This window comes from Bacillus cereus group sp. BceL062 (assembly GCF_051780025.1).
GTDB classification, from domain to species: domain Bacteria; phylum Bacillota; class Bacilli; order Bacillales; family Bacillaceae_G; genus Bacillus_A; species Bacillus_A toyonensis.
In genome coordinates this window covers 32,061-50,278 of the sequence record NZ_JBPWGY010000005.1, presented here as the reverse complement: position 1 = coordinate 50,278, position 18,218 = coordinate 32,061, and the positions used below count along the sequence as shown (strand labels likewise).

The following is an 18,218-nucleotide window of genomic DNA, read 5'->3' as shown; positions in this document are numbered from 1 at the left end:
GCATTGTCCTTTTTCTTATATTTCCATAATGATTGGTAAAATCATTGGGCGACGTTTCGTTTTTTCGTATAGGAATGGTGCTAATGTGTCTGTAATCTCATTTTTAATTTCAGACCATTGTGTTGTTTTACGTTCCATTACTTTTTCTAAATGTGTTGTAATCAATGTTTGAGCATCGTTAATTAAATCGCTGCTTTCACGCATATAAACGAAACCACGCGAGATGATATCAGGTCCTGCTGCAACTTTAAATTCTTTCATATCAATGCTTACAACTACAATTACAAGCCCTTCTTCAGAAAGGATGCGACGATCGCGTAATACGATATTACCGATATCTCCAATACCATTTCCATCAATATAGACAGAACCAGATGGAATTTTTCCAGCTACACTTGCTTCATCTGAACGCAAGGCAAGAACATCTCCGTTATCCATGATGAAACAGTTCTCTTCTGGAATACCGCAATCATTCGCTAATTTCATATGCATACGTTGCATACGATATTCACCATGAATTGGCATGAAATACTTTGGTTTAATTAGACGTAGCATTAGTTTTTGCTCTTCTTGTCCGCCATGTCCACTCGTATGAATGTTTGACAGCTTGCCATGGACTACATTAGCACCAGCACGATACAACATGTTAATTGTACGGCTTACACTAATTGTGTTACCAGGGATTGGTGAAGAAGAGAAAACAACTGTGTCGCCAGGAATAATTTGAATTTGACGATGAGTACCATTCGCAATACGGGAAAGTGCTGCCATTGGTTCACCTTGACTACCAGTACATAAAATAACCACTTTATTAGCTGGTAGGCGGTTTAGTTGAGATGTGTCTATGAATGTATCTTTTGGACATCGGATATACCCAAGGTTTTGTCCAATCTCGATAGCTGCTTCCATACTTCGACCAAATACAGCTACTTTACGATTATTTTCAACAGCAGCCTCAACAACTTGTTGTAAGCGATGGATATTCGATGCAAAGGTTGCGAAGATAATACGACCTTCTACTTTGCGGAATATATCTTGAATACTATCGCCAACACGGCGCTCAGACATCGTAAAGTTTGGAACTTCACTGTTTGTACTGTCAGATAAGAGACAAAGTACACCGTCTTTTCCGATTTCAGCCATTTTTGTTAAATCTGCTGGCTCACCGACTGGTGTGAAATCGAATTTGAAATCACCTGTATGAACGACTTGTCCTTGAGGTGTTTTCACAACAACTCCGTATGAATCCGGAATACTGTGAGTTGTACGGAAGAAGGAAACAGATGTCTTTTTAAATTTAATAACATCATCTTCTTGAATTTCATAAAGCTTTGCTTTACGAAGTAATCCGTGCTCTTCTAATTTGTTTTTTATTAGTGCAATTGCTAATTTTCCACCGTAAATTGGAATGTTTACTTGACGTAATAGATAAGGGATTCCACCGATATGATCTTCGTGACCATGTGTAATGAATAATCCTTTAATTTTATCTTCGTTTCGCACAAAATAAGTGTAATCAGGTATTACATAATCGATCCCGAGGAGTTCGTCTTCTGGAAATTTAATTCCAGCGTCAATTATAATAATTTCATCTTGAAATTGAACAGCATATGTATTTTTACCGATTTCACCAAGACCACCGAGAGCAAAAACGGCAACTTGATCATTTTTTAGAAATTTCATATGGCTATACAATCTCCGCTAATACTAAATCAGCGTTTTGTTTTTCATATTCAAGATGAGCGCCAGTAACAGACTGAACAAACTCGATATTATATGCGAACTTATTTAATTTTTTACGAACATCCTTTTCAGACGTAGCCTCTAAATATACAACTTTTGTATTTTCACGTACTGGGACCTCAGTTAATTTTTCTTGATAAAATACTTTAAAAATCATTTGGAAAACCTCTCCTTGTCTATGTTTTGCATTATCTGTTACTTATTATAAAGCAAACAGTCACGATTTTCATGTTTTTTCGAATGAGAATGAAGAAAAAGCCCGAAATGGGCATAATTTAAGCGATTGTCTTCTTCCGGACTAAATCGTTTAAATAACGCTTAAGCTTTTTCTTCAGCTTCTTCAGCATGATTACTCCTTCCTTTCCTTATTCTAAACATGCATATTACTAGTGAAAACTCTATCTCTGACATAAGAAAGAGGGGAAAGTGAATGGAAAACCTTGTCCTTTCTCATACAGTGAAAGTTATTCTATAGTAACGATTAGTAGCCGTTAGTTATAGATATAGTATGAGGAAGAATGGACAAGAAAATTCATTAGAACAAGTATTCACCTTTTTTACTAATATATATATGCATGTTTCATAAATAAGGTCAGAAAGTGAACGCTTTCTTCACAGATGTTTAATATGTTATACTTTTTTTTAGAATTTGAAAAGCGATTATCAAAATAGGAGTAAAGAGTGCCAGAAAGGGTTTTGACAAATGAATGATAAAATTGTCTTTTTTGATATTGATGGAACATTATTAGATCACGATAAAAAAATTCCGCAATCTACACGAGATGCAGTAAGACATTTGCAGGAAAAAGGGGTGCATGTAGCAATTGCGACAGGACGCGCACCGTTTATGTTTGAAGATATTCGTAAGGAACTCAATATACATAATTATGTTAGTTTTAATGGACAGTATGTTGTCTTTGAAGATGAAGTAGTATTTAATAATCCGTTACACCCAGCTGCCTTGCATAAGTTTACTCAGTTTGCAAAACAAGAAGGATATCCACTTGTATATCTTGACCATCAAGAAATGAGAGCGACAGTGGAATATCATGATTATGTGAAAGAAGGTTTTGGAAGCTTGCAGTTCGAGCATCCGGCATATGAACCTGATTTTTACGAAAAACGCGATATTTATCAAACGCTTCTTTTTTGTGAAGTAAATGAAGAGGAAAAGTTTATTAATCAATATCCAGATTTTCATTTTATTCGTTGGCATGCGTATTCAATGGATATCATTCCTAATGGTGGTTCTAAGGCAAAAGGGATTGAGAAGTTCATTGAAAAATTAGGATTTAGCCGTGAACAAGTGTATGCATTTGGGGATGGTTTAAACGATTTAGAAATGATTGAAGCAGTTGGGACGGGCATTGTGATGGGGAATGGTCATGAAGATTTGAAAAAACTTGCAAATCATGTGACAAAGGATGTAAGTGAAGACGGTATATATCATGGATTAAAATGGGCTGGCCTGTTATAAGTAAATATGGAACCCATTTCATAAAATGAAAAGGCGGGAGATTAATTCCCGCCTTTTTATTATTAGCGCTCTAAAGGTTTTGAATCATCAGGAGCGGTAAATGGATTTTCTTTATTAATATGGTCATAGAACATAACACCATTTAAATGATCAATCTCATGTTGGAATACAATTGCCGGTAAGCCTTTTAAGCGTAATTTTACTTCTTCTCCATTAATAGATGTTGCTTTCACTGTAATTCTTGTGTAACGAGGGACATAGCCAGGTACTTCGCGGTCTACAGATAGACAACCTTCACCGCTTTGTAAATATGTACGTTCAACAGAATGACTAATGATTTTTGGATTGAATAATGCATGGCTATATAACGTACCGTTCGTATCAGTTACATGAACCGCAATCATTTTCTTTGAAATACCGATTTGCGGAGCTGCTAATCCGATTCCAGGGCGTAAACTGTATTTTTCAGCCAGTTCAGGATCCTGGCTATTTATTACAAAATCAATCATTTCTTTAAGGGTATTTGTATCTTCTTCACTCGCTGGTAACGACACCTCTTCTGCAACATCTCGCAAAATAGGATCTCCTTCGCGAATTACATCGTTCATTGTAAGCATATGTAATCTCTCCTTTCCTCTTTAGTCTACCAAAGGAGATGAGAAAAGTCATCGGCAAGTAAGGGTAACTATTTGCAAATCGTTCTTCTATAGAGGAGTTATGTATGAGATAAAAAGAAAAGACGGCAAAGCCGTCTGTTTCTTTCCATAGTTGTTTCATTTTACATTAGCGAATGCAAGCAGCACCAACGATAATTAAAAGGATAAACAACACAACGATTAAGGCAAAGCCGCGTCCAGATCCGCCACAAGAACCGCCATAACCGTAGGAAGGATATGAACAAGTTGGATAGCAATATGAGTATCCGTACATGAGATGACCTCCTTTTTCATTTCCCGCTAATACTGCGGTTACTATAATGTATGGAAGAGAGTGTGGTGATGTATAGGTATTTACCTAAAAAAGGAAGAAGAGTTTGTATATTTTTGTTACGAAGAGAGAAAAACTAAAGAGAATTAAATCGTTTACATATTATTCTAAGAGAAAAAATAAGTGAAAAAGGGAATAATATAACAGTGGGTCAATGCTTACTAATACAGATGTGAAAAATAAAAACACGTTTGTGTAATAGAAACCTGCATATTATTTATAAAAAAACGTATTCAAAGTAATTGACATCGTAATTAGAATAGTTGTAAACTAAAAAACGTGATCAAGATTGTATTAATATGTTTCTGAAAAAACATTAGTACAGATTGTTAGGTACACAAAATTATTCTCAACCGACAGACAAACATGTTGGTTTACATCGTTGCGCTTTTTAAACTGGAAAATAGCCGGTGAAAGCGTTTCAGAATATGGTTCAAGAGAGGAAGAGGTGAACGGAATGGGTACTAAAACAAAAAAGACCCTATTTAATGTTGATGAGCAAATGAAAGCTATCGCAGCTCAATTTGAAACATTACAAATTTTAAATGAAAATGGCGAAGTTGTGAATGAAGCAGCTATGCCTGAATTATCTGATGATCAATTAAAAGAATTAATGCGTCGTATGGTGTATACTCGCGTACTAGATCAACGTTCTATTTCTTTAAACCGTCAAGGACGTTTAGGTTTCTACGCACCTACAGCTGGACAAGAAGCTTCTCAATTAGCAAGTCATTTCGCACTTGAAGCAGAAGACTTTATCTTACCAGGATACCGTGATGTACCACAATTAGTATGGCACGGATTACCATTATATCAAGCATTCTTATTCTCTCGTGGACACTTCATGGGTAACCAAATGCCTGAGAATGTAAATGCACTAGCTCCACAAATCATTATCGGTGCGCAAATCATCCAAACTGCTGGTGTTGCGTTAGGTATGAAACTACGTGGTAAAAAATCTGTTGCAATTACTTACACTGGTGACGGTGGTGCTTCACAAGGTGACTTCTACGAAGGTATGAACTTTGCAGGTGCATTCAAAGCTCCAGCAATCTTCGTTGTTCAAAACAACCGTTATGCAATCTCTACTCCAGTAGAAAAGCAATCTGCAGCTAAAACTGTAGCACAAAAAGCAGTAGCAGCAGGTATTTACGGAATTCAAGTAGACGGTATGGATCCATTAGCTGTATACGCAGCAACTGCTTTCGCTCGTGAGCGCGCAGTAAATGGCGAAGGCCCTACTTTAATCGAGACTTTAACATTCCGTTATGGTCCACATACAATGGCTGGTGATGACCCAACTCGTTACCGTACAAAAGATATCGAAAACGAATGGGAACAAAAAGATCCAATCGTACGCTTCCGTAAGTTCTTAGAAACTAAAGGCCTATGGTCTCAAGAAGTTGAAGAGAAAGTAATTGAAGAAGCAAAAGAAGATATCAAACAAGCAATTGCTAAGGCTGACCAAGCTCCAAAACAAAAAGTTACTGATTTAATGGAAATCATGTATGAAAAAATGCCTTACAACTTAGCTGAACAATATGAAATTTACAAAGAAAAGGAGTCGAAGTAAGCCATGGCTCAAATGACAATGATTCAAGCAATCACTGATGCTTTACGCGTTGAAATGAAAAATGACCCTAACGTACTTGTGTTTGGTGAAGACGTTGGTGTAAACGGCGGTGTATTCCGTGCTACTGAAGGTTTACAAGCTGAATTCGGTGAAGATCGTGTAATGGATACTCCACTTGCAGAGTCTGGTATTGGTGGACTTGCAGTTGGACTTGCACTTGAAGGATTCCGTCCAGTTCCAGAAATCCAATTCTTCGGTTTCGTATTTGAAGTAATGGATTCAATTTCTGGTCAATTGGCTCGTATGCGTTACCGTTCTGGTGGACGTTGGACTGCTCCAGTAACAGTTCGTTCTCCATTCGGTGGTGGTGTTCATACTCCTGAACTACATGCTGATAGCTTAGAAGGATTAGTAGCTCAACAACCTGGTCTAAAAGTTGTTATTCCATCTACTCCATACGATGCTAAAGGTCTTTTAATCTCTGCGATTCGTGACAACGATCCAGTTATCTACTTAGAGCATATGAAATTGTATCGTTCATTCCGCCAAGATGTACCAGAAGGCGAATACACAATTGATTTAGGCAAAGCTGATATCAAACGTGAAGGTACAGATGTATCTGTTATCGCTTACGGTGCTATGGTTCACGCTGCATTAAAAGCTGCTGAAGAACTTGAAAAAGAAGGTATCTCTTTAGAGGTTGTTGACTTACGTACAGTTCAACCATTAGATATCGAAACAATCATCGCTTCTGTTGAAAAAACAGGCCGCGTAGTTGTAGTTCAAGAAGCTCAAAAACAAGCTGGTATTGCAGCTAACGTTGTAGCGGAAATTAACGACCGTGCAATCTTAAACTTAGAAGCTCCAGTTGTACGTGTTGCAGCTGCTGATACAGTATTCCCATTCTCTCAAGCAGAGAGCGTATGGTTACCAAACCATAAAGATATTGTTGAAGCTGTAAACAAAGTAATGAACTTCTAATTTTTAGCTTTTCATGTGCAAAAGAAATCAGCACATGCTGGTTTCTTTTGTACATATTCCATAATAATGAAATGAATCAGGGGGCTGAATTCCGTGGCATTTGAATTTAAACTACCAGATATCGGTGAAGGTATCCACGAAGGTGAAATCGTAAAATGGTTTATTAAACCAGGCGATGAAGTAAATGAAGACGATGTACTTCTTGAAGTACAAAATGATAAAGCAGTAGTAGAAATCCCTTCTCCTGTTAAAGGTAAAGTACTTGAAGTACTTGTAGAAGAAGGAACAGTTGCAATTGTAGGAGATACATTAATTAAATTTGATGCTCCTGGATACGAAAACCTTAAATTTAAAGGTGACGACCATGATGAAGCTCCAAAAGCTGAAGAAGCAGCAGTAGAAGCTCCAGCAGCGGAAGCTACTCCAGCAGCAACTGCAGAAGTAGTAAATGAGCGCGTTATCGCTATGCCATCTGTTCGTAAATATGCTCGTGAAAAAGGTGTAGATATTCATAAAGTAGCTGGATCTGGTAAGAACGGTCGCGTTGTGAAAGCTGACATCGATGCATTTGCAAATGGTGGACAAACTGTAGCAGCAACTGAGGCTCCAGCAGCAGTAGAAGCTACTCCAGCAGCAGCGAAAGAAGAAGCACCAAAAGCACAACCAATCCCAGCTGGTGAATATCCAGAAACTCGTGAGAAAATGAGTGGTATCCGTAAAGCGATTGCGAAAGCAATGGTTAACTCTAAGCATACAGCTCCTCACGTAACATTAATGGATGAAGTTGATGTAACTGAGCTTGTTGCTCACCGTAAGAAGTTCAAAGCTGTTGCAGCTGACAAAGGTATTAAATTAACTTACCTTCCGTACGTTGTTAAAGCTTTAACATCTGCATTACGTGAATACCCAATGTTAAACACTTCTTTAGACGATGCATCTCAAGAAGTAGTTCACAAACATTACTTCAACATCGGTATCGCAGCTGATACAGACAAAGGTCTATTAGTACCAGTTGTTAAAGATACAGATCGCAAGTCTATCTTCACTATTTCTAACGAGATCAATGATCTTGCTGGTAAAGCACGTGAAGGTCGTTTAGCTCCAACTGAAATGAAAGGTGCTTCTTGCACAATTACAAACATTGGTTCTGCAGGTGGACAATGGTTCACTCCAGTTATCAATCACCCAGAAGTAGCAATCCTTGGTATCGGCCGTATCGCTGAGAAGCCAGTTGTGAAAAATGGTGAGATCGTTGCAGCTCCAGTATTAGCATTATCTCTAAGCTTTGACCATCGTTTAATTGACGGCGCAACTGCTCAAAAAGCATTAAACCAAATTAAACGTCTATTGAATGACCCACAATTATTAGTAATGGAGGCGTAATAACAATGGTAGTAGGAGATTTCCCAATTGAATTAGATACAGTCGTTGTTGGTGCAGGTCCTGGTGGATACGTTGCGGCAATTCGTGCAGCACAATTAGGTCAAAAGGTAGCAATCATTGAAAAAGCTAACCTTGGTGGCGTATGCTTAAACGTTGGATGTATTCCTTCAAAAGCGTTAATCAATGCAGGTCATCGTTATGAGAATGCAATGCATTCTGATGACATGGGTATCACTGCAGAGAACGTAAAAGTTGACTTTACAAAAGTTCAAGAATGGAAAAACGGCGTAGTTAAGAAATTAACTGGCGGTGTTGAAGGCCTTCTTAAAGGTAATAAAGTTGAAATCATTCGCGGTGAAGCTTACTTCGTAGATGCTAACACATTACGCGTAATGACTGAAGATGCAGCTCAAACGTATACGTTTAAAAATGCTGTTCTTGCAACTGGTTCTACACCAATCGAAATTCCTGGATTCAAATACTCTAAACGTGTTATCAACTCTACAGGTGCTTTAAGCTTACCTGAAATTCCTAAAAAACTTGTTGTAATCGGCGGCGGTTACATCGGTATGGAATTAGGTACTGCATATGCTAACTTCGGTACAGAAGTTACTGTAGTAGAAGCTGGCGACGAAATCTTAGCTGGTTTTGAAAAAGCAATGAGCTCTGTTGTTAAACGTGCTCTTCAAAAGAAAGGTAACGTAAATATCCATACAAAAGCTATGGCTAAAGGCGTTGAAGAAACAGAAACTGGCGTAAAAGTTAGCTTCGAAGTTAAAGGTGAAATCCAAACTGTAGAAGCAGATTACGTATTAGTAACTGTAGGTCGTCGTCCAAACACTCAAGAAATCGGTCTTGAGCAAGTTGGAGTTAAAATGACTGACCGCGGTATCATCGAAATCGATGAGCAATGCCGTACAAACGTACCAAACATCTATGCAATCGGTGATATCGTTCCTGGACCACCATTAGCTCACAAAGCTTCTTACGAAGGTAAAGTAGCTGTTGAAGCAATTAGTGGCCATGCATCAGCTATCGATTACATCGGAATTCCTGCAGTATGCTTCACTGATCCAGAATTAGCATCTGTTGGTTACACTAAGAAACAAGCTGAAGAAGCAGGAATGACTGTAACTGTATCTAAGTTCCCATTCGCTGCAAACGGTCGTGCGTTATCATTAAACAGCACTGACGGTTTCCTACAACTTGTAACACGTAAAGAAGATGGTCTTCTTGTAGGTGCTCAAGTTGCAGGCGCAGGTGCTTCTGATATTATCTCTGAGATTGGTTTAGCTATCGAAGCTGGAATGACAGCTGAAGATATCGCTCAAACAATCCACGCTCACCCAACATTAGGTGAAATCACAATGGAAGCAGCTGAAGTTGCTCTTGGAATGCCAATTCACATTGTAAAATAATAAAAAAACGTCTTCTAAATTTAGAAGACGTTTTTTTATGTATGTGTTATATGAATAGAAAAACAAGAGGTGAATCATTCCGATTCACCTCTTGTTTTTTATTCTTTATTTTCAAATTGATACATTTGTTTACTTGTACTAGTGTCATTATAAAGAAATAAGACGATATCAGCATTTAGTTTTTCAAGATCTTGTTTAATATTTTTACTTGCCCCAAATCGTGGATCAATAAAAGTTGTTTGTTCGAATTCTTGTGCGAATAAAGGATAAGTTGCATCTGCATAAGAATCTTTAATAATGACAGCATGCAATTTACTTTTTGCATTTGGATTTAAGATGTTAATCTGTGAATAGTCTGTTTGATAAACCGATGCATAGTCTGGTGAAAGCTTCTTTTTGTTCACTGCAAAGAATTCTTTCATCGGTATTTTACTTGTTTCTTCTGATTTTGGACCGAGATAGACAGTATAATTATCCCACACATTTGGGTTTTCTTTTAATTGTACATATGGAATTGTTTCAGGTGTTTTTATTAATTTGTATAATTGTCTATTCCAACTACCGATAAATTGCCCATTAGGTTCTTCTATAGTGGTTTTATAATCATCTCGATTAACAACATTTCCTGTAAATACTTTAGAGTGATTAGCAATGTAATTCATTGTTTGTTCGTATGCATAAAACGCACCTTTCATATTCCAATGGTGATCCGTTTTAAAGTATAGTTCTTCTAATTGTTCGTGAGTAAATTCTTTTTGAATAGCAGGTAGAACATCAATAAATGGAAAATTTATTTTCTGTAATTCTTGTACAAAATAATCACGATGTTTTTGATCATACCCACGATCTACATATGGTGGGTACTTATACGAAAATGTCGTTAGTTTACTTGGAGCTAACAGGAAATAAAATTCTGTTTTTGTAAATTGATTTCTTAAGTTGTCTAGTTCACTTACAGATTGCTTTATTTGATCACGCATATCAATATTTGTAGGTGCAGACAAAATGAAACCGTCATCTGCGACGAAATTATTATTTATAAAAGTACGATTGAATTTTAATTGCAACTTTGTGTAAGTTTCAATAAATTTATCTCGTGCGGCAATATGATCTGTAAAGTGTAATTCAGTATCTTTGAAATATTTTCCGGATTTTATAGTATCCATAGTTAGGACTGGATCTAAAGCTAATTCTCTGTTTTCAAAATCAGAAAAACTTTTTTTATCCCAATATATTATTTTGGCTGTCCATATACACATCCCGAAAATAATAGCGAGAAATCCAGTGATTAATATACGATTAGTTAAATTTTTCATAGTTAGCCCTCCTTTAGAAGCGGAAGTAAATAAATGGATTGTAAGTTGCATTCGTTAAGTACATCATAGTAATGATTAAAACACTCAAATAGTAAAGTGGAGATAAAAGTACTATCTTTTTATTTACAAATAGAGTCTTGATCCAAGAGAAAATTGGAGCTGATGTCACTATTGCAAGTATAAAGATTCCCCAATGATTCATCACATAGAAATAACTAGTAATGTCAGTCAACGATCCATTTAATCCGAACATTGCTTGTAAAAATTTAGAACAGTAGCTAAAGTTGTCAGCTCTGAAGAAAACCCAACCGATAATCACTAAAAACAGCACGTATACATGTTGAATTGGCCACCATAATTTTTGCAAGATTTTCTCAAAACCGGATTTTTCCAAAGCAATTAAACATCCGTAATAGATACCCCAAATCATAAATGTCCAACTAGCCCCATGCCAAAAACCTGTTAGCGCCCATACTATAAAGAGATTACGATAGATTTTCCAGCTAGATACTCGATTGCCACCTAGTGGGATATAGACATAATCACGGAACCATGAACCAAGGGAAATATGCCAGCGACGCCAAAATTCAGAAATCGATTTTGATATATACGGATAATTGAAGTTTTCTAAGAAATCAAACCCGAACATTTTTCCTAATCCAATGGCCATATCACTGTAGCCTGAAAAATCGAAATAAATTTGTAATGTATAAGCGATCGCACCAATCCAAGCAGTAGATACGCTCATTGTTGCTGGGTCCATTGCAAATATTTCATCGGCAATAGCTCCCAATTGATTTGCAATCAAAACTTTTTTTCCTAATCCAAGGATAAAACGACGAATGCCTTCTGAAAACATATCAGCATTAACGGTTCTAACATGTAATTGATGAGCTATTGTGTTATACCGAACAATTGGTCCCGCAACTAATTGAGGGAAAATAGTAAAGTATAGCGCCAAATCAAACAGATTTCGCTGAGCCTCTACTTTTCTTTTGTAAATATCAATAATATAACTCATTGCATGGAAAGTGAAAAATGAAATCCCGATTGGTAATGGGATTTTTTCGAGTACAATGTTTGTATGAAAAATCCCGTTTATATTATCTACTAAGAAATTAGCATATTTAAAATATCCTAGTATAGCAATATTGACGACGATTGCTATAGTAAGAATGAGTTTTCTATTTGTATTAGATATTTGTCCTGTATTAAGCCATAACCCGAACCAATAGTTAATGAAAATAGAAAAAAGCATAAGGAAGACATATATAGGCTCTCCCCAGGCATAAAATAATAAACTAAATAACAAAAGAACGATGTTTTGTAATTCTTTACGTACTGAATAGTACACTAGAAGAATTGCAGGTAAAAAAAGACATAAAAAAAATAGGTTACTAAATACCATGTATCATTGATTCCTTTCTATAGTTAATCCAAAGGAATTATACCACGCTACTAATGGAATAATCTATATTGTAAGGAAAGAAAGAGAATGTAACGTAAAAAACGAGGAAGTTTTGGCATATAAAATAGTTAAGAGCTTACATAAATGGTAGAAGATAAATCATAGAGTAAGTAGAAGCTTCAAATATTTTATACACGTAGAAGTTTGTTTTTAAAATAAGCAGAGGGATGGGCTGCACAATATAATAGAAGAAATAGGAGGTAACGCTATGAAAATTACGCTAGTTTCATTTTTACATCTAGTTTTATGGAGTGGATTTTCAGCAGTGTTATTATTGTCAAGTCGTGATAAACTTCATTATAAAATTTTTCTTTTTCTCATATTTTTTTATTTAGCGTATGTGATAGCGTATGTCATACTAAGTGCAAGGAGAAAAGCAATGCTTCTTACTTGCACGAATAGTATGATTTTTCTGATCGTTTATTTTTGTTTTTAAACTAACGTTTATAGAAATACATTATCCTTCCATTAAATAATTGTAATTCTCCTTCTAATTTCTTCGCTAGAAAACGGCAAAATTCATTTGCTTTTCCTTTATCACCAAATGTTGCATTAGAGGGTAAAGAAATTTGAATGAAAGATTGTTCATTTTCTATTCCAACACCGAAATAAATTGAGTCATATCGATCATGACTGGATTGAAGCTTTAATGTTGTTGCTGATGTATCTAAAATTTCATAAGGAAAAGCGGTATTTGTATAAGCGTAATTAATTTGAACTCCGGTTTGGGAAGTAACTGTTTTATAGTACTGAAAAAGTTGTTTTATATCATCTGTTGAAACAGAGTGTTGATTGGATTTAGGTACAAGCGTAATAAAGGCATGTTGCATATAAGTTCCCCCTAGCTTAGTAGAATAATATCATTCTACAACCTACTGAATTTTTTGACAATTAAAAGGAGTATTGCTTTTTTTGTTTAATATATGTATGAGTAGGAAAGGTGATGTAGAGAGGTGGAAACCAATGTTTGAAAAATTGTATGATGAGCATGAAAGTGTGAAGGTACGATTTTTAGGATTTATGACACATGATACTCGTTATGACTTTGGGATTGTTTATACAAATATGTTTTTTGGAAAGCCACTCATTGTTTGTATGCAAACGGGAAGGTCTACTTTACTGGGACAAGATGATGTAGAGAATGTGCAATATATGCAGGAAATTTTCAAGTTAGGATCTCAAGAGGAAGCAGCGGAGTTAGCTCAGTTTTTTAAATTTCTCGTTCCATCTACTTCATTGCATGCAGAATATGAAGAATAATTAATTTGAAACAGTCGTACGTATAAATATGGCTGTTTTTTTGTGTTAATATCGCATACTAATTTTAAATTAAAATATTTAATGTGTTATACTAAAAACCTATTGACGTAAAAAGTATAACATATTAAAATAAAGACAGAAAGTTAAGCGGTTACAAAAGTTTTTGGGATTATAAACTTAGGGGGAAATGAAAAATGGGAACAATCGTATGTCAAGATTGTGAAGGTACAATTGCACACTTCGAGGATGAGAAAGTAACGGTACTTTACGGGAAATGTGGATCTTGCGGATGTGATCACACAGAGCATACAAAAGCCCAATAATTGATAGGACATGGACAACTGAAAGTTTTTAGGACCATAAACTTAGGGGGAAATGAAAAATGGGAACAATCGTATGTCAAGTATGCGAGGGAACAATCGCACATTTTGAAGATGAGAAAACGACAGTACTTTACGGAAAATGTGGTACAAATTGTGATTGTGCTAATAGAGATAATGCGAAAGCTTAATGATAAATAAGTAGATTACTATTAAAAATCAGGGGGAAATGAAAAATGGGAACAATCGTATGCCAAGTATGTGAAGGAACAATCGCACATTTTGAAGATGAAAAATCAACAGTATTATATGGGAAATGTGGATCTCATTGCGAATGTGACCATAAAGAACATACAAAAGCTTAATTATTAAAAAAAGCGCCTACATGTGTAGGCGCTTTTTTTAATAAATTGTAGTTGTATGGCCAACTGTAGCAACGATTGCATCATCTCTAATCGGAATAAATCCTATGGCTGTTTGTGGTGTGTTTGGAGAGGCGTATTGACTCATTATACGGCTATCAATACGAGTAATAGTATCGGTCAAAAAAGCTGAAATAAAAGCGTAAGGGACGCGTCGTTCATTTAATGAGTAGATAATTTCTTCTTTTGTTTTTACACCTACGCCATGTCCGTAAAAAAAGAAATTTCCTAGATAGATTGTGTTTTCTCCTTGCCACTCAATCGTAGCTGGATTCACTTGTGGGTTTTTAAAGTAAACGAGATCGCCAGGAACAAGGTCGCCACCTGTTTTTGTTATGAGTTTTAAATCTTGATCGTAGTCCCAAGTATAAAGTAAAAGATTTGCAAAAAGGCGATTGAAGGTTTCTTCCTCATACAATGATAGTAAAGCTTTGTAAAAAATAATTATCATAGCGGTTGCGCATTCAGTCCCATATAGTTTCCCGTTTTTGAAAATATCTTGTATGGCAATAGAAGGTGGTATATTTGGAAGTAGTTGGAATCCCCCTAAAGATGTTCTTTTCCAAAACTGGGGGTTGCAAAAGGATTGTTGAAACGTACGAAACTGAAATCCACTTTGAAAAAGTTCTAATGCAGAAATAATAATATTAACTCGCAAATTTAAATCAAAGCTGAGTTCGTCAGCAGTTCGGAAGGAATAAACTTCTTGATTTCCTGCCATTATGGATAAAATTTGTTGCTTCTCAGCTGCAAATGGCTCATATTCATTTGTGATATAAGGGTGTACAATAGAACGACCTATTACAATCATAATGGTATCCCCACCTATACGTTACATTCTTTAGTAGCGTATGAAGAAAGAGAAAAAAGGTGAAAGAAAAGCCTATCAACTGATAGGCTTGTACTCTTTAATAACACGTAATGTTTGTAATGTCATATCTTCAGGACCTTGTACAGGTAAACCTGCTTCTAAATTTTTACGAATATACTCTAAGTTATCTTGTGTAATAATTTCCCCCGGAGTAAAGATTGGAATCCCTGGTGGATAAACCATAACAAAATCAGCTATAATACGACCTGCCGCATTTTCAAATGGAATGACTTCTGTTTCTGAATAAAAAGCATCTCGTGGAGAAAGTGCTAGCACCGGTATTTCTGGAATTTCTACTTGTACTTGAACACCTTTATCTGCCCTATTTCTAAATGTTTCCGCTAAATCTTGTAATGCTGCAATAAGCGTATTTGTATCACTTTCTGTATCTCCAAAAGTGATAAGACATAGTATGTTGTATAAATCGGAGAGTTCTACTTCAATGTTATATTGCTCTCTAAGCCATACTTCAGCCTGATGGCCGGTAATACCTAAATCTTTCACAGACACAATTATCTTTGTAGGATCATAGTTAAAAGTAGCGTCTGTACCTAACATTTCTTTTCCAGGACAGTAAAGGTGCTCAATAGCATTTATAGCATCACGAACATGTTCAGCTAATTGTATTGTTTGTTCTATGAGCGCTGTTCCTTCTGTAGCAAGACGTTTTCTTGCTACATCAAGAGATGCTAATAAGATGTAAGAAGTTGATGTAGTCGTAAGCATGCTAATAATAGATTGAACATGTTTTACGTTCACAAGACCTTCTTTTACATTAAGAATAGAACTTTGAGTTAAAGAGCCTCCTAATTTGTGAACACTTGTTGCTGCCATATCTGCACCAGCTTGCATCGCTGACATCGGTAATTCATCGTGAAAATGAATATGAACACCATGAGCCTCATCGACTAGTACAGGGATATCGTACGAATGTGCTAATTGTACAATCTGTTCTAAGTCTGCAGCAAAGCCAAAGTAGGTTGGATTAATAACAAGTAAGCCTTTGGCATCTGAGTGTTCTTCAAGTGCTTTTTTGACAGATTGAATTGTAATTCCATGAGAAATACCAAGTTTTGGATCGATTTCAGGATGCATGAAAATAGGTTTTGCACCTGAGAAAATAATAGCTGACATTACTGATTTATGCACGTTTCGTGGTACTAGGATTTTGTCACCAGGACCGCAAACGCTCATCACCATTGTCATAATCGCGCCACTTGTACCTTGAATAGAAAAGAAAGTATGATCTGCACCAAATGCAGCAGCAGCTAAATCCTGTGCTTCTTTAATCATACCCTTTGGATGATGTAAATCATCGAGTGGCGCAATATTAATTAAATCAATTGCTAATGCGTTATGCCCAATAAATTCGCGAAATTCAGGATCCATGCCCTGTCCTTTTTTATGACCAGGAATATGGAATTGGATTGGATTTCGCTTACTGTGCTCAACTAAAGCGGTAAACAATGGTGTTTCGTATTGGGACAATCTATACACCCCTTCTTTTTTGTAATATTTATTAGAATTTGTTTTATATGATTTCATCTCATTCTAAAAGGAAAGTAAGGTAATTAACTTTTAAAACGAGACTTGTTTTCCTGCCATTCACAAAATCCTTTTGGATGGTAGTCACACTTTATTTTCTATAAAACAAAAGCATTATATCACCAATAATTATAGATGTATATAAAAAAATATTTTTATGGTGAGTATGTGTAATAGTTATTTCCAAGTCAACTCATAGAGGAAGACAATTCCATTAAAATGAATAAATAGTGTATAATGCAGAGTGGCTATAATGAAGAATAAAAAATTCTCTTTAAGATAGCATAATGAAACACGTAGAAATGATAAATGAGGTGCAAAATGGAATATCAATATCCGTTAGATTACGATTGGTCAAATGAAGAAATGGTTGCCATTGTGAAGTTTTATGAAGCAATTGAGAAGGCATATGAAAAAGGAATTAGAAGAGAAGAATTAATGGGATTATATCGTCGTTTTAAAGAGATTGTTCCATCAAAAGCAGAAGAAAAGAAAATTGATAAAGAGTTTCAAGAAGTAAGTGGATATTCTATATATCGTACTATTCAAAGGGCGAAAGAAGTCGAAGAACAAAAGCTTGTGAAAATGTAAAAATATTTTGAAAAATAAAAACTGAAGTGATATAATGTGATAACAACTAAAAACGGACAATATAAATTGTCCGTTTTCTACTATCGATTACAAAGTGCATATAAAGGAAGGAGTGATTGCATCGTAGATTCAATCTTAGCAAGGAATTGTTCGTTGGTCATTGCTGAAAACTCCTCTGGTGATATATGAATACCAACTAATAGTTCTGCTTTTTTCACAGTAGCTAAACGTTCAATCATCTTTTGTAAGTCTTCTGTTTCAAGCGTTTTATGCAATTTTACACTTGGTTTAGTATGGTCAATGGACCAAACGAAGTCATTTGGAATATTTGTTTTTAAATCATTTAAATGTTCTAAGAAGGCGTGAGCCGTCTCCACTTTTTGTGGACACTCATAGATTAAACCAAAGTATATGAAGGCGTGAGTACCCCATAAACCAATTTGAAAATGTGGTAGCATTTTATATCCTCGTTTATTTGTTGAAAAAGCAACCCAAGTATCGTTTGGTGGATTGACTTTGCGGCGTGCATGTTTTGCAACATGATAAAAAAAGTTCTCATCAGTTTGTTTGGATAAATACTCTGCAAACTGTTCCCCTAAAGCTTCTAGCTTAGGATGAATGTTCGTTTTAATTGCACTCATTCGTTCTTCGAGACCATCAACTGTAAAGACATCAAAATCAGTTGATTTGAATGTTTGTAGTGTCATGATTGTTCCTCCAACTCCTATTTTGTTTTTATTTTAGCATAGCTTGTACTATTCATAAAAAAAACAGCACAAAAAAATTTAAATAAAAAAATATAATTTTGTTGCATAGATGATTTATCCAACATAGTATAGTATAAAACAAAAAATCAGAAAATT

Annotated in this window: 21 protein-coding genes; 11 read left to right on the top strand and 10 right to left on the bottom strand. The window is 35.7% G+C overall.

Going from position 1 to position 18,218, the window contains the following annotated elements:
* Window positions 1-15: 15 nt before the first annotated feature.
* Together rnjA and ACS2MN_RS13435 are read right to left on the bottom strand one after the other, a co-directional pair.
* Complete coding sequence (gene rnjA, locus ACS2MN_RS13440; RefSeq protein ID WP_000670378.1) at window positions 16-1,683, bottom strand: ribonuclease J1; 1,668 nt, start codon at window positions 1,681-1,683, stop codon at window positions 16-18.
* 4 nt (window positions 1,684-1,687) lie between these two features.
* A complete protein-coding gene (locus ACS2MN_RS13435) occupies window positions 1,688-1,900 on the bottom strand; it encodes a DNA-dependent RNA polymerase subunit epsilon (RefSeq protein ID WP_000576438.1) in 213 nt (70 codons plus the stop codon).
* Window positions 1,901-2,446: 546 nt separating this feature from the next.
* On the opposite strand from ACS2MN_RS13435, the gene ACS2MN_RS13430 reads away from it, so the two are divergent.
* Entirely contained in the window at window positions 2,447-3,220 is a 774-nt protein-coding gene (locus tag ACS2MN_RS13430; protein WP_000998284.1) for a Cof-type HAD-IIB family hydrolase, read from the top strand.
* 62 nt (window positions 3,221-3,282) lie between these two features.
* Here the strand turns inward: ACS2MN_RS13430 and def are convergent, their stop codons facing one another.
* Window positions 3,283-3,837 (bottom strand): peptide deformylase, encoded by a 555-nt coding sequence (def, locus tag ACS2MN_RS13425; protein WP_000957068.1) that lies wholly within the window; start codon window positions 3,835-3,837, stop codon window positions 3,283-3,285.
* Window positions 3,838-4,003: 166 nt separating this feature from the next.
* Window positions 4,004-4,150 carry a YjcZ family sporulation protein gene (locus ACS2MN_RS13420; RefSeq protein WP_000274562.1) on the bottom strand — a complete coding sequence of 49 codons (147 nt, stop codon included), beginning with the start codon at window positions 4,148-4,150 and terminating at the stop codon, window positions 4,004-4,006.
* A 514-nt stretch (window positions 4,151-4,664) separates the two neighbouring features.
* Here ACS2MN_RS13420 and pdhA point away from each other — a divergent pair.
* From pdhA to lpdA, 4 genes are all read left to right on the top strand, one after another.
* A complete protein-coding gene (gene pdhA / locus ACS2MN_RS13415; protein WP_000536896.1) occupies window positions 4,665-5,780 on the top strand; it encodes a pyruvate dehydrogenase E1 component subunit alpha in 1,116 nt (371 codons plus the stop codon).
* 3 nt (window positions 5,781-5,783) lie between these two features.
* Window positions 5,784-6,761 (top strand): pyruvate dehydrogenase complex E1 component subunit beta, encoded by a 978-nt coding sequence (pdhB, locus tag ACS2MN_RS13410; RefSeq protein ID WP_000068163.1) that lies wholly within the window; start codon window positions 5,784-5,786, stop codon window positions 6,759-6,761.
* 93 nt (window positions 6,762-6,854) lie between these two features.
* A complete protein-coding gene (gene pdhC, locus ACS2MN_RS13405) occupies window positions 6,855-8,144 on the top strand; it encodes a pyruvate dehydrogenase complex dihydrolipoyllysine-residue acetyltransferase (protein ID WP_000863414.1) in 1,290 nt (429 codons plus the stop codon).
* 5 nt (window positions 8,145-8,149) lie between these two features.
* Complete coding sequence (gene lpdA, locus ACS2MN_RS13400) at window positions 8,150-9,562, top strand: dihydrolipoyl dehydrogenase (RefSeq protein WP_000260104.1); 1,413 nt, start codon at window positions 8,150-8,152, stop codon at window positions 9,560-9,562.
* A gap of 98 nt (window positions 9,563-9,660) precedes the next feature.
* Here the strand turns inward: lpdA and ACS2MN_RS13395 are convergent, their stop codons facing one another.
* Both ACS2MN_RS13395 and ACS2MN_RS13390 read right to left on the bottom strand, forming a co-directional pair.
* Window positions 9,661-10,878, bottom strand: coding sequence for a DHHW family protein (locus ACS2MN_RS13395; RefSeq protein WP_087969771.1), 1,218 nt, complete (start codon window positions 10,876-10,878; stop codon window positions 9,661-9,663).
* Window positions 10,879-10,891: 13 nt separating this feature from the next.
* On the bottom strand, window positions 10,892-12,286 hold the full coding sequence (locus ACS2MN_RS13390; protein WP_346994729.1) for an MBOAT family O-acyltransferase: 1,395 nt from the start codon (window positions 12,284-12,286) through the stop codon (window positions 10,892-10,894).
* 268 nt (window positions 12,287-12,554) lie between these two features.
* On the opposite strand from ACS2MN_RS13390, the gene ACS2MN_RS13385 reads away from it, so the two are divergent.
* Window positions 12,555-12,782, top strand: a complete 228-nt coding sequence (locus ACS2MN_RS13385; protein WP_000705227.1) for a hypothetical protein — start codon at window positions 12,555-12,557, stop codon at window positions 12,780-12,782.
* Between the two features lies 1 nt (window position 12,783).
* Here the strand turns inward: ACS2MN_RS13385 and ACS2MN_RS13380 are convergent, their stop codons facing one another.
* Window positions 12,784-13,176 carry a DUF1885 family protein gene (locus ACS2MN_RS13380; protein ID WP_001163289.1) on the bottom strand — a complete coding sequence of 131 codons (393 nt, stop codon included), beginning with the start codon at window positions 13,174-13,176 and terminating at the stop codon, window positions 12,784-12,786.
* Between the two features lie 133 nt (window positions 13,177-13,309).
* Between ACS2MN_RS13380 and ACS2MN_RS13375 the strand changes: the two genes are divergently transcribed.
* From ACS2MN_RS13375 to ACS2MN_RS13360, 4 genes are all read left to right on the top strand, one after another.
* The gene (locus ACS2MN_RS13375) at window positions 13,310-13,606 is read left to right on the top strand and encodes a DUF3055 domain-containing protein (protein WP_000462031.1); all 297 of its coding nucleotides are present in this window, start codon (window positions 13,310-13,312) and stop codon (window positions 13,604-13,606) included.
* A gap of 194 nt (window positions 13,607-13,800) precedes the next feature.
* Entirely contained in the window at window positions 13,801-13,929 is a 129-nt protein-coding gene (locus ACS2MN_RS13370; RefSeq protein ID WP_000536778.1) for a GapA-binding peptide SR1P, read from the top strand.
* 59 nt (window positions 13,930-13,988) lie between these two features.
* Window positions 13,989-14,117: a GapA-binding peptide SR1P gene (locus ACS2MN_RS13365; RefSeq protein WP_000536788.1), complete on the top strand. Its 129-nt coding sequence runs from the start codon at window positions 13,989-13,991 to the stop codon at window positions 14,115-14,117.
* Window positions 14,118-14,162: 45 nt separating this feature from the next.
* A complete protein-coding gene (locus ACS2MN_RS13360) occupies window positions 14,163-14,291 on the top strand; it encodes a GapA-binding peptide SR1P (RefSeq protein WP_000536785.1) in 129 nt (42 codons plus the stop codon).
* Window positions 14,292-14,328: 37 nt separating this feature from the next.
* Here ACS2MN_RS13360 and ACS2MN_RS13355 read toward each other — a convergent pair whose 3' ends face one another.
* Window positions 14,329-15,159: a protein-glutamine gamma-glutamyltransferase gene (locus ACS2MN_RS13355; RefSeq protein WP_000635336.1), complete on the bottom strand. Its 831-nt coding sequence runs from the start codon at window positions 15,157-15,159 to the stop codon at window positions 14,329-14,331.
* 75 nt (window positions 15,160-15,234) lie between these two features.
* Window positions 15,235-16,707, bottom strand: coding sequence for an arginine decarboxylase (gene speA, locus ACS2MN_RS13350; RefSeq protein WP_000084886.1), 1,473 nt, complete (start codon window positions 16,705-16,707; stop codon window positions 15,235-15,237).
* A 378-nt stretch (window positions 16,708-17,085) separates the two neighbouring features.
* Between speA and ACS2MN_RS13345 the strand changes: the two genes are divergently transcribed.
* A complete protein-coding gene (locus ACS2MN_RS13345; RefSeq protein WP_000456544.1) occupies window positions 17,086-17,355 on the top strand; it encodes a UPF0223 family protein in 270 nt (89 codons plus the stop codon).
* Window positions 17,356-17,435: 80 nt separating this feature from the next.
* Here the strand turns inward: ACS2MN_RS13345 and ACS2MN_RS13340 are convergent, their stop codons facing one another.
* Window positions 17,436-18,062 (bottom strand): YktB family protein, encoded by a 627-nt coding sequence (locus ACS2MN_RS13340; protein WP_000175079.1) that lies wholly within the window; start codon window positions 18,060-18,062, stop codon window positions 17,436-17,438.
* Window positions 18,063-18,218 lie beyond the last annotated feature (156 nt).